The sequence below is a fragment of the Pseudomonas migulae NBRC 103157 genome (assembly GCF_002091715.1).
Lineage (GTDB): Bacteria > Pseudomonadota > Gammaproteobacteria > Pseudomonadales > Pseudomonadaceae > Aquipseudomonas > Aquipseudomonas migulae_A.
Genome location: NZ_BDAG01000044.1, coordinates 47,843 through 59,065, shown reverse-complemented (window position 1 = coordinate 59,065; position 11,223 = coordinate 47,843). Strand labels below are relative to the sequence as shown.

The window sequence follows — 11,223 nt, the reverse complement described above, 5'->3', positions numbered from 1 at the left end:
GAGGCCCTTACAAGCGCCACATTACCTTCAGGCAATAACAATGCCGCCCAGGCTATCCAGCCCCACCCCGACCAAGGTCACCGAATCATTGCCAAACGTCAGCACCGTGTCGTGCCCCACAACCGTGGCATGGGACCGAAAGTCATCGTTCGGCGCGACACCCTGAACCCCGAGAAACACCAGCTTGTCATTCGCCTGATAGCCCACCACCCGGTCATGACCGAACGCACCACTGAACAGGAACGTATCGATCCCGCCGCCCGATTCCATCAGGTCATTTCCCGCTCCGCCGACGAACACATCATTGCCTTGACCGCCGATCAAATGGTCGTTGCCCTCCAGGCCAAACAACCAATCACCGCTCGCGTGAGCTTTCAGCGTATCGGTGCCCGCCCCGCCCTTCAGTGTCGAAGCGTATTGAGTCAGGTTGTTTCCTGCCGCCAGACCGTTGGCCGTAACGCTGTGGCTCACGTCATCCTTGAACAGCCCCCAGAGAAACCCCGGTTCCTTGGTGACGATGCTGCCAATGTCACGAGTGATGCTGATGCCGCCCTGCGCATCGCGGATGTACAGGTTGCCGGCGCCGTCATTGGCGAAATCGAAGTTTTTCACTGACTGTTGCAAGTCCAGCACGTTGCTCCCCTTGCCGCCCAGCACGATGTTGTAGCCACCGCCGTCGCGGAAGGTGTCATTGCCATCGCGGCCTTCCAGGTAGTCGTTGCTCTTGCCGCCCTGGATCAGGTCGTTGTCGTCGCTGCCAATGATGAAGGTGCTGCCCTTGTGGGTCTCGGCGTTGCGATTGAGGTCCTGGACCCAGGTGTTGCTGCGCGCCGGGTCGGACAGGTTCGCGACAATAACGGTTGAGTCCTTGTTGGTCAGGTCATAGAACTTCGACTCGAGCACCCGGGACATGCCATCGCCATAACCCGTGGGCAGGTGGGAAATCCAGGTCGGGATATTGAGTATGGAAAACGGCAGCACATTCCACGCCGTCGAGGCGTAATGGTCGTTGAAGCTGACGATGTTGTTGGTCGCCGAGTCCTGATGGACATCGTGGACGCCCACCGACGACAGGTTGAAGGATGAGCCATCGAGCGCACGGAACACCGGATCGTTCTCATAACCGACGTTGAGCACTTTATCGGTACTGCTTTGGGTGGGCGACGCATAGGCAATGTAGTTGGAGTCCTTATAGAACCCGGCCCACTTGTCGTTGCTCAGGTCCGCCAGGCTGTTGACCGCCAGGCCGCCGAGGCTGTGGCCGCTGACCAGAACGTCCTTGCCCGACAAGCCATTGGCCCGGGCAAATGCCGCGACATCGCCCAGCAAGTCGCCAAACGCTTCGCCCACGTAGTTCTTCGCGTAATCCTTCGGCCCCAATGCGGCGAGCAGATCGTTGATCCCGTCCGCGATCGAATCGCTGATCAGGCTTTCCCGTGGCCCACTGGTGCCTCGAAAGGCGATGCCGATTTCACTGAGATGGCCCTGGGCGTCGTACTTGCCGAGGATTTCCACCTGCGCGCTGGTGTAGCCGGCCTTCTCGCCGAAAAACGTTCCGCGGGCATCGACCTTGCCGTCATAGCCCAGCTGAGTCGCAGTAAGGGGCGTCCAACCGGCCTTCTGCACCGCCTCCCGCGCGGCTTTTTCCGAATCCGGATTCCATGGCACGCCGGGGATGACGCCCTGGGAATCGGTGCCGCCAATCAGCGCGGTCACCAGCGTCGCCGGCAAGCCAAGGCCAAAGCCGTTGTGCTGATAACCGGTGGCAAAGCCGTTATCGAGGTTGTGATAGGAATACAGCGTGATCGCCATGGCGTCCGTGAACAACGCCTTTGAATCTGCCGGGCCGAAGTTTTTGTAGTCGTAAACACCCATGGTAAAGCCTCTTTTTTTGTTGGAATTGTCAGAGATCGTTGCGGCGGCCTCGCCCAAACGCCTCGTCAACCTTGGCCAGCTCCTGCTCGCTCAAGGTTCCGGCGTAGTAATGCAACTTGATCCAGGCCATCAAATAGTCGTACCGGGTCTGGGCCAGGTCGCGGCGTGTGGTGTAGAGCTGCTGTTCGGCGTTGAGCGCATCGAGGTTGACCCGTTCGCCGCCAAGGATGCTTTGCTTCGTCGAGACCACCAGGGCTTCGGCGGACGTCAGGGCTTTCTGATAGGCCCGCAATTTGCTCACCCCGGACTGGCACGCGCTGAACTGCCGACGCAGCTCGATCAGCGTCTCCCGGGTCTGACCGTCAAGCTGATATTCAGCCTGCTCCATCGCGCGGCTGGCCTGGCGCGTCGAGGCGGAAACCCCGCCGCCGGCATACAGCGGCACATTGACCTCGATACCAATGGTGTTGGTGTCGTAACGCTGGTTGTAGGTGTTGCCACTTTCCGATTCGTTCTGCCGCACCGACGCGTAGGCACTGACTTTCGGCAGGTGCCCGGCGCGATTGCGTTCGACTTCGTAACGCGCCACTTCCACGGCCTGGCGCTGTGAAGCCAGGTTCGGGTTGTTTGCCACGGCCATCTCGTGCCAAGTGTCGTAGCGGGCGGGTCGCAGGGTGAAGGTCTGGAAGTTCTGGTCCAGCGGCGCCAGGTCTGCTATGTCGATGGCCGGCACGCCAATCAGCGCGCCGAGCTCTCGCAAGGACGCATCCTGCTCATTGCGCGCCTCGATTTCTTCGGCGGTCGCCAGTTCGTAACGGGATTGCGCCTCGAGAATATCGGTGCGCGTGCCCTCACCCTGACGGAACATGTGTTCGTTCTGCTGGAACTGTTGTTCGAAGGCTTTCTTTTTCGCCAGTGCAATGTCGATCTGGTCCTGGGCGAACAGCGCCTGGGTGTAGCTTTCCAGCACGCGTACCAGCAACTCCTGGCTCTTGCCACGGAAGGCTTCGTCGGCAAACAGCGATTGCGCCACGCCTTTTCGGTACGCCGCATAGGCTTCGTAATCGATCAACGGCTGCTGCAACGTCAGGGTCGAGCCGTAACTGCTGTAGTTGCGATCATCTCGCTGGTTTTGCCCGCGCTCATTGAGGTAGGTGACCTTGGAGGTGTTGCGGCCCTTGTTGTAGGTGTAACCCAGGTGTGGCAGCAGCCCGGCGCGGCCAATGGCGCGATTTTCCAGGCCGGCATCGCGTTCCTTGATGGCACCGAGAAACACCGGATCATTGCGCAACGCTTGTTCGTAAATGTCGAACGGGCCCATGGCCATTGAAGTGTTGCAGGTCAGCAACGCGAAACTCGCTGCAAAAAGGGAAAGCTTATTCATACAGCGGAACATCCTTATTCCTCGGTCAACGCGGAACCTGCGCGGTCGAGCAGCGGTTTGAACAGGTAGTTGAGGAGAGAGCGCTCGCCGGTGCGCACGAACATTTCCGCAGGCATGCCGGGCTTGATCACCAGACCGTTGAGTTTTTCCATGGCCTGATCGCTGACGCTGCTGCGCAGCACGTAATACGGCACGCCGGTTTTCTCATCGACCATCTGGTCGGCGGAAATCAGGCTGACTTCGCCGGGCACGCGCGGGGTGCGGCTCTGGTTGAACGCGGTGAACAGGATGTCCACCGGCAGGTGCGTGCCGACCTTGTCGATCAGGTTGATCGGCAAGTGCCCTTCGACTTCCAGGTGTGTGCCTTGCGGGACGATCTCCAGCAGAGTTTCGCCCTGACGCACCACGGCGCCTTCGGTGTGCACACCCAGGTTGACCGCAATGCCGTCGGCGGTGGCGATAATCTCGCTGTGTTGCAGGTCGAATCCGGCAGAGGTCAGTTGCTCTTCGAGGGTCACGCTTTTGAGCTGCGCATCGGCCAGTTGGGTGCGGACTTCTTTCTGGTATTCCTCGATGTGTTGTTGCAGCTTCAGGCGCGATTCGAGGATCCCCTGCTCTACCCGGCCGCTTTCTCCGGTGTTTTCTGCCAATTGTTGTTGAACTTGCGATAGCTGACGCTGGTACTCCATCAACCGGTTGCGCGGAATGTAGCCGTTGTCTGCCAGCGGCTGGAGATTGCCCAACTGTTGTTGCAGCGAACTGGCTTGAGCCGTCAGGTCCGAACGGGCGCGGCGCATGCCGGCCAGTTGCGCCCCGGCGCCTTCGATGCTGGCGCGCAAGGCGGCCTGTTCGCGGGAAAACGCTTGGCGGCGACTGCTGAACAACTGCCGCTGACCTTCCAGCACCAGTGCCAGGCGCGGGTCAGGATCGGTGCTCAGTTCGGCAGGAAAACTCACCTGCCCGAGGTTGTCCCGTTCGCTTTGCCAGCGTGCCAGGCTGGCCCAGGCCATGCGGTATTGGGCCCGCAGGGATTGCACGTCGGCGGCGACTTGCGTGCGGTCGAGCTGGAACAATGGCTGACCCTGCTTCACCACCTCGCCTTCGCGCACCAGAATCTGGCTGACCACGCCGCTGCTCATCGATTGCACGGCTTTGCGTTTACCGGAGACCACGACCGTGCCTTGCACGGGAATGCCCTGGTCGAGCGGCGCGAGGCTGGCCCAGGCAAAGAAACTGCCGGCGCCGACAATCGCCAGTATCCAGCCCGCGCGGGCGAAATAGCGTGCATCGCGTTCAGGGCGCTCGGCGATGTAATCGTGTTCCAGGGTGGCTTCGCTAGTGTTGCTCATACGCCCGAACTCCTTGTCGAGGACTGATACTGCCGGCTCATGCTCAGCCCGGCCGGTGCCTGCGCTGGCTTGTGTTCCTGAGCGCCGGCGAGCGCCTTGAGCACATCCTGGCTCGGGCCGAACGCCTGCAAACGTCCATCGTTGAGCACCAGCAATTTGTCGGCCTGGGCCAGCGCCGAAGAACGGTGAGTCACCAGAATCACGCTGGTGCCCTGGGCTTTCATTTGCGCAATCGCGCCGGCCAATGCGGCTTCGCCGACGGTGTCGAGGTTGGAATTCGGTTCATCCAGCACCACCAGGCTCGGTTTGCCATACAGGGCTCGCGCGAGTGCCACACGCTGTTTCTGACCACCGGACAAACCGCTGCCATCCTCGCCAAGCACCGTGTCGTAGCCCCGAGGCAGGCGCAGGATCAAGTCATGGACGCCCGCCTGATGCGCCGCTTCCACAACTTTTTGGGGGTCGGCGTCACGGAATCGGGCGATGTTTTGCGCGATGCTGCCGCTGAACAGTTCGATGTCCTGCGGCAAGTAACCGATGAAGGGACCGAGTTCGTCGCGATTCCAGCGATGGATGTCGGCACCGTCCAGCCGCACGGTGCCGCCGAGGGTCGGCCACACGCCGACCAATACTCGAGCCAACGTCGACTTGCCGGAACCGGAGGCACCCAGCACGCCCAGCACTTCGCCGGCACCGAGCTGGAAACTGACCAGGTGCAAGGTCGCGCCCCGTTGGCCGGGAGGACCGGCACTGACCTGTTCGAAGGTGATCTGCCCTTTCGGCGCCGGCAACGCCATGGCGTCGTCGCTCGGTGGAAAGGCTTGTAGCAGCGCGTCGAGACGTCGGTAGGCGAGTTTCGCGCCACTCCACTGTTTCCACACGGCGATCAACTGGTCGATGGGGCTCAGCACACGCCCCATCAGGATCGAGCCGGCGATCATCATCCCGGCCGTCATGTCGCCCTTGATCACCAGCAATGCACCCAGTCCCAGCACGAGTGATTGCAGGCAAAGGCGCAGGGTTTTGCTCAGGGAACTGATGACTGCGCCGGTATCACTGGCCAGGTTCTGCAGGCCGAGGAAGCGCGAATGCACCTGGAACCAGCGATGGCGCAAGGCACCGAGCATGCCCATGGCTTGAATGGTTTCCGCGTTATGCAGGTGACTGGTGGCCATCTGGCTGGACTTCTGGGAAAAAAAAGCCGCTTCGCCCAGCGGCTTTTTGGTCATCGCCTCGTTGAGACACGCCAGCCCGATCAGCAATACCGCGCCCGCCGTGGCAAACACGCCGAGCCAGACGTTGAACAGATAAATCACGAACAGGTACACCGGAAACCAAGGTGCGTCGAAGAAGGCAAACAGCGCCGGGCCGGTGACGAACTGGCGTATGTGAGTCAGATCCCCCAGCGACTGCCCGGCGTTGCCCTCGCCCCTGAACAGGTTGCGTTCGAAAGCCGCCTGATACACCCGCAGGTTGAAGCGGCGCTCCAGTTGGCTGCCGATACGAATGACGATGAAACTGCGAACAATCTCCAGCAAACCGATAAACGCAAAGAACCCGACGACCATGAGCGACAACATGGCCAGCGTGGTTTCATTTTGTGAGGACAATACCCGGTCATAAACCTGAAGCATGTAAATAGAGGGCACTAACATCAGAATGTTGATCAGCGCCGTAAAACAGCCGACGCTGATCAGAATGCTCTTGTAATCACCCAGCGCCATAATTAACGGCACGGTGACCGGGTTCTTAGCCATCTTCATGCGCTCTTCCTGAGGTGTTATCCCTCGCCTGCCTGGCGAGGTCGTTACTTACACTTTAATTACAACTTGTAGGGTTTCGATTAATGCAGCGGGTGCTCAAGTGTAATGACCCGCCCGGTCTTCGAAGTGCCTCGATACAGTCCGTCACGCTGACGACTGAAAAACACAATCTTCGACCCTTCCTTACCGGTGAGCGCGATGCCGTCGGGCTCAGGAAACCAACCGATCGGCTCCTCTCCCAGCCATCCAGCGAGGCATTCGGTGCCGTCGCCCAAGTTCTGGTCAGCTTTTAATTCCAGGGGGCAAACGTTCGACGGGTCGTCCTGCTGCGTCACCCGCCATTTCCCCGCCAACTCCGACGGGTCTGCCAACTTCAGGCTGCTTGCCATGGCTACATCTCCAAAAAAAATCATGAGCGTCGCGAACAGCCACGCGGTTGCTTTGTAGGTAAAAGCGTCAGGGATCATAAGGCGTTTTACTCAGGGTTGTGGCTCAAGGGGCAAAGAGCGGCGCTTTCGGCACCGCCCTCCTTTTGCCTTGAATCAGGCCACGATGTCCGAGAACGCCGCCTGGCCCACGGTGCTGACGAGGAAGTCAGCCACGCCATGCCCGGAGAAGTCCACCGACAACAGGCTGTTGCCACCAGAGGTGGTCAGCACTGCATCGCCCGCCGCACCCGTGAATGCGCTCACGAAATGCAGGCCTGCGCCGTTGGTGATACCGGTCAGGTCGATCTTGTCCAGACCGCTGACAAAGTCGAGGATCTGGTCGACCGAACCCGGCTTGGAGTCGCTGCTGGCCGCGAACACAAAAGTGTCCGAACCGGCGCCGCCCCACAACTTGTCTGCACCGCCCGCACCAAAAAGGATGTCGTTGCCGGCACCGCCCTTCAGCTCGTTGGCGACACCGTTACCGATCAGCAAATCATTGCCCGAACCGCCGATAGCGTTCTCCACAGTAACGCCTTTGGCAATGGACACGTTGCCCACCAGGCCGCCAACGTCGGAGAACGAGGCTTCATTGAGATTGATCTTCTGGTTTTGAGTAAACCCGGAGAAATCCAGGGTGTCCTTGCCGCCCGCATCCCACACCGAAAACACGACCTTGTCCGACGACGAGGACGCGCTGAGGAAGTCGCGACCGGCGTTGGAGTTGAAACCGTAGGTGGTGTCGCCGGTCCGGGTGGTGGTGTTGGCGCCGTAGAGTTTCTGGATGGCAGCGATATCGTCCATCAGCGGGCCCGATGAATAGGCTTCGACACCGCCCTTGCTGAAGTTCTGGCTGGTGTTGCTTTCACTCCAGTAACTCATGACGCTGTAGCCGCGGGTGTCTTGCCCGTAGGACGCGTCGTTGTAGGTCGGTGCGCCTTCACCGGCGTTGTAGTCGCCGGGATGGGCCAGGCCCAGGGTGTGACCGATTTCGTGGGTCAGGGTTTGCCGGCCGTAGTTGTTCAGGTCCGGGGTCTTGTTAGGCGTGTAGCTGCTGTTAGTCAGGTACCAGGAAGTCCCGTCGTAACCTGCGCCCGTGCCGGGCAAATAAGCGAATGCCGCTGCGCCGTCCTGACCACCGCTGTAGTTGCCGAAGGTCATGTGACCGTCGCCGCCGGTGGCCTTTTCCGTGAAGGTGACGTTGGCCACGTCGGCCCAGGATTGCATGGCGAGCACGGCCTGGCCTTTTTGCTGCGCACTGAATTGGCTGAACCCGGTGATCCCGTGCTTGTTCATGGTGCTCGACGAGGCCGAGGTCAGGAACGTGTAGGTCAATTCGATTTTGCCGCTGCCGTCCTTGTCCTGGTAGGCAGCACCGTCGCGCAGCAATTGGGTGGCTGCCTGATCGACGGAGAACGACGGTTTGCCATTGACCGTGAGGTTGCCGCCACGGTCGTATTGATGGCTGAAACTATTGATCTGATTGAACGCGGAACTCGGGGCAGCCAACGCTTGCAAGGGCTGAAAGGCCAGTTCGGCACTCTCAATAGCGTTACCTTTTACTTTCGACATAAACACACTTCCTTGTATTGCTATGGAACAGTTTTAGTCAGATAGCGACAATCTCTGGCGAGATCGTCCTATCACTCGCCCAATGAAGGCGAAAGAAAACTGACACAATTTGAAATCAAACGTCCACTACTTTTTTGACGTTAAGTTTGTGTGTTTGGGAAAGTGCCCGAAAACAATAGGCGCATCGAAAAAGCATGGAATATAAAAATAACGATTCAGCGCATTGTCTGACAATCGACAATTTAAATATTAAATAAAGGTAAGTTGCCCGAATGAGAATCGTCCGACTATTCAAGTTCTGCTTCGTACAGTTCGATCAGTGAAAATTAGACTTTTCGAGGAATGTGACCACACTGAAATACCGAGTTATCGTTCTTCGCGAAGCTCATAGACGATCCGGGTGGAAGCCGAAATGAAAATGGTCACGCCCTTTTTGGCCGCTCTCATCGCCGCCAGCGCGTGCGCGACGACCAGCCTTTGTGCAAAGGCCGGGACTTCTACGGTCCTGGCGACCAGCTTCGATTGTGCCAGGGCCAGCGCAGCCGTCGAGAAACTGATCTGTCGCGACCCCCAACTGAAGCAGATGGAGATCGAACTGACGCGCCTTTATCGCCTGGCACTCACGGACGATCATTCAGTGCCGCGTCCTGACAAAGTCGAGATCGACCAGCGATTCTGGGTCGACGCCCGCAATCAGTGTGCAGCCGACAAAGAGCCCAAGGCATGCACAATTCGAAGTTATGCCGAGCGTGCGCATCAGCTCCGTCAGGGTTCGGCGATTGCGCGAACCAAGGATCCGTACAGGCTCACCGATGGTCCCGTCGCCTTGCATTGCACAGGGTTAAACGCGTTGATTGCCGCCACGTTCTTCAACGTCGAGCCGGGTGTCGTATACCTGAAATGGGCGAATACCTCTGTCACCCTCACCCAGGTGCCGAATGATTCCGAGACCCGATACAGCGCCAGGGATAACCGGGGCAACTACAGCTTCTGGCAAGACGGCAACGAGGCCTTTTTCCAGATGCCGGGTTCTGCGCTAATGAGTTGTACCGTCGAGCAGACGGGCTGATCGCGCAACAGACAACCTGTCAATTTTTGCCGGGGCGGGTCACAGTTGTAACTCCTGTCACCTCAAATACCATCTCTACATGATATTGGTGCCACCCCACAACCGCTTCCGCTGTGAAGTCCAAGACACCAGTGATTCTTGACTCCGGGGTATGGTTTTCAAGGGTGATATAGCCGCTTATGGCATTGAATGTATAGAAGGGATCATAAGGGTTATAAATGAAAAGAGCTTCAACCTCTGGATCGTCAAATCTGTATGTCTTCGAGGGTGCATTTTCGCCGACGAGCTGAAATTCCACGTGAACCGGGGTATCGGCGTCCTGCACTGTCATCTTACTCTCTACACGCATGATGCCATTCTGTGATCTACGTATTACCACGGTACTCGTGTAGTCGAATTTTTTGTCAGGAGCATCCGTCGGCGTGATGGTCCCTTTCATCGTACCGGCGAGTGGTGTTTGCACAGGCGCTTGAAATTTTTTGTTCAGATCATTTGTCATGTCATTTCCCTTTGATTGGGTAACCGCTTTTGCGGTAGCGAGCTACTGCTCACCTGATCATTACAAATCAAAAATGACGCAGATAAACCTGATAAAAATGACAGGCCTCAAGACTTGTTCGGCATATCAAATGCCTTTTACCAAAGGTCCGGCGCCGGGAGTACCAGCGCCGGGACGACAACTCCCGTTACCTCAACTGCCAGTGCGAATCTTGTTCCAAACCCGTGTCCGGATCCGGTCTACATTCAGCTGCATCGCTTCCAGTGCAAACAACTTGCCCATCATTTCCGGGCTCGGGTAGACCTTGGTGTCGTTCTTGATGGCCGGGTCGATCAGTCTGTCAGCCTGTTCGTTGCCATTGGCGTAATGCACGTAGTTGCTGATGCTGGCCATGACGTCCGGGCGCAGCAGGTAGTTCATGAAGGCATAACCGGCTTTTTCGTCCGGGGCGTCGGCGGGCATGGCGACCATGTCGAACCAGATCGCAGCGCCTTCCTTGGGAATCGCATAGCCAATGTCGACGCCGTTGTTGGCTTCCTTCGCGCGGTTTTCGGCTTGCAGGATGTCCCCGGAGAAACCGACGGCCACACAGATATCACCGTTGGCGAGGTCGCTGGTGTACTTGGACGAGTGGAAATAGCTGACATAAGGCCGGACTTTCATCAGCAGCGCTTCAGCCTTTTTGTAGTCTTCCGGGTTCTTGCTGTGATGCGGCAGGCCCAGGTAGTTCAGCGCCGCCGGGAGCAATTCCGGGCCATTGTCGAGGATCGCCACGCCGCACTTCTGCAGCTTCGCCATGTTCTCGGGCTTGAAGATCAGGTCCCAGGAATCCACGGGGGCGTTATCGCCCAACACGGCTTTGACCTTGGCGATGTTGTAGCCGATGCCGGTGCTGCCCCATAGATACGGGAAGCCGTGCTCGTTGCCCGGATCGTTGGTCTGCAAAGCCGTGAGCAAGACCGGATTCAGATTTTTCCAGTTCGGCAACTGACTTTTATCGAGTTTTTTCAGCGCCCCGCCCTGAATCTGCCGGGCCATGAAGTGGTTGGACGGGAACACCACGTCGTAGCCGGATTTACCGGTCATCAACTTGCCGTCGAGGGTTTCGTTGCTGTCGTAGACGTCGTAGCTAAAGCCAATGCCGGTCGCTGTCTGGAAGTTTTTGGTGGTGTCCGGGGCGATGTAGTCAGACCAGTTGTAGATCTTGACGGTGTCGGCCGCGTGACTGAAGGAGGCGACGAGCGCCAATGGGGCCAATGCCAGGGTCTTTCGGATCATGAGTGG

The 11,223-nt window shown here is 58.4% G+C and carries 9 protein-coding genes; 1 reads left to right on the top strand and 8 read right to left on the bottom strand.

The annotated features are described in order from the left end of the window. Positions 1-27: 27 nt before the first annotated feature. The 6 genes from PMI01S_RS26010 to PMI01S_RS25985 form a co-directional block, all read right to left on the bottom strand. Positions 28-1,875 (bottom strand): polyurethane esterase, encoded by a 1,848-nt coding sequence (locus PMI01S_RS26010; RefSeq protein ID WP_084322970.1) that lies wholly within the window; start codon positions 1,873-1,875, stop codon positions 28-30. Between the two features lie 28 nt (positions 1,876-1,903). Next, positions 1,904-3,271: a TolC family outer membrane protein gene (locus PMI01S_RS26005; protein WP_084322969.1), complete on the bottom strand. Its 1,368-nt coding sequence runs from the start codon at positions 3,269-3,271 to the stop codon at positions 1,904-1,906. 2 nt (positions 3,272-3,273) lie between these two features. Continuing rightward, positions 3,274-4,608 carry an HlyD family type I secretion periplasmic adaptor subunit gene (locus PMI01S_RS26000; protein WP_084322968.1) on the bottom strand — a complete coding sequence of 445 codons (1,335 nt, stop codon included), beginning with the start codon at positions 4,606-4,608 and terminating at the stop codon, positions 3,274-3,276. After that, on the bottom strand, positions 4,605-6,371 hold the full coding sequence (locus tag PMI01S_RS25995) for a type I secretion system permease/ATPase (protein WP_084322967.1): 1,767 nt from the start codon (positions 6,369-6,371) through the stop codon (positions 4,605-4,607). Before PMI01S_RS25995 ends, PMI01S_RS26000 begins: the two co-directional genes overlap by 4 nt. Before the next feature lie 80 nt (positions 6,372-6,451). Next, positions 6,452-6,838 carry a protease inhibitor Inh/omp19 family protein gene (locus PMI01S_RS25990; protein ID WP_159439533.1) on the bottom strand — a complete coding sequence of 129 codons (387 nt, stop codon included), beginning with the start codon at positions 6,836-6,838 and terminating at the stop codon, positions 6,452-6,454. A 75-nt stretch (positions 6,839-6,913) separates the two neighbouring features. Continuing rightward, entirely contained in the window at positions 6,914-8,371 is a 1,458-nt protein-coding gene (locus PMI01S_RS25985; RefSeq protein WP_084322966.1) for a serralysin family metalloprotease, read from the bottom strand. A gap of 412 nt (positions 8,372-8,783) precedes the next feature. Here PMI01S_RS25985 and PMI01S_RS25980 point away from each other — a divergent pair, with 412 nt between their 5' ends. Then, complete coding sequence (locus tag PMI01S_RS25980) at positions 8,784-9,440, top strand: MliC family protein (protein ID WP_084322965.1); 657 nt, start codon at positions 8,784-8,786, stop codon at positions 9,438-9,440. A gap of 19 nt (positions 9,441-9,459) precedes the next feature. Here PMI01S_RS25980 and PMI01S_RS25975 read toward each other — a convergent pair whose 3' ends face one another. Both PMI01S_RS25975 and PMI01S_RS25970 read right to left on the bottom strand, forming a co-directional pair. Further along, on the bottom strand, positions 9,460-9,939 hold the full coding sequence (locus PMI01S_RS25975; RefSeq protein ID WP_084322964.1) for a hypothetical protein: 480 nt from the start codon (positions 9,937-9,939) through the stop codon (positions 9,460-9,462). A gap of 192 nt (positions 9,940-10,131) precedes the next feature. After that, a complete protein-coding gene (locus PMI01S_RS25970) occupies positions 10,132-11,217 on the bottom strand; it encodes a polyamine ABC transporter substrate-binding protein (RefSeq protein ID WP_084322963.1) in 1,086 nt (361 codons plus the stop codon). Between the last annotated feature and the right edge of the window lie 6 nt (positions 11,218-11,223).

Coding starts and splice junctions, on each gene's coding strand:
- PMI01S_RS26010 (WP_084322970.1), bottom strand. CDS start 1,875: ATGGGTGTTTACGACTACAAAAACTTCGGCCCGGCAGATTCAAAGGCG.
- PMI01S_RS26005 (WP_084322969.1), bottom strand. CDS start 3,271: ATGTTCCGCTGTATGAATAAGCTTTCCCTTTTTGCAGCGAGTTTCGCG.
- PMI01S_RS26000 (WP_084322968.1), bottom strand. CDS start 4,608: ATGAGCAACACTAGCGAAGCCACCCTGGAACACGATTACATCGCCGAG.
- PMI01S_RS25995 (WP_084322967.1), bottom strand. CDS start 6,371: ATGAAGATGGCTAAGAACCCGGTCACCGTGCCGTTAATTATGGCGCTG.
- PMI01S_RS25990 (WP_159439533.1), bottom strand. CDS start 6,838: ATGATCCCTGACGCTTTTACCTACAAAGCAACCGCGTGGCTGTTCGCG.
- PMI01S_RS25985 (WP_084322966.1), bottom strand. CDS start 8,371: ATGTCGAAAGTAAAAGGTAACGCTATTGAGAGTGCCGAACTGGCCTTT.
- PMI01S_RS25980 (WP_084322965.1), top strand. CDS start 8,784: ATGAAAATGGTCACGCCCTTTTTGGCCGCTCTCATCGCCGCCAGCGCG.
- PMI01S_RS25975 (WP_084322964.1), bottom strand. CDS start 9,939: ATGACAAATGATCTGAACAAAAAATTTCAAGCGCCTGTGCAAACACCA.
- PMI01S_RS25970 (WP_084322963.1), bottom strand. CDS start 11,217: ATGATCCGAAAGACCCTGGCATTGGCCCCATTGGCGCTCGTCGCCTCC.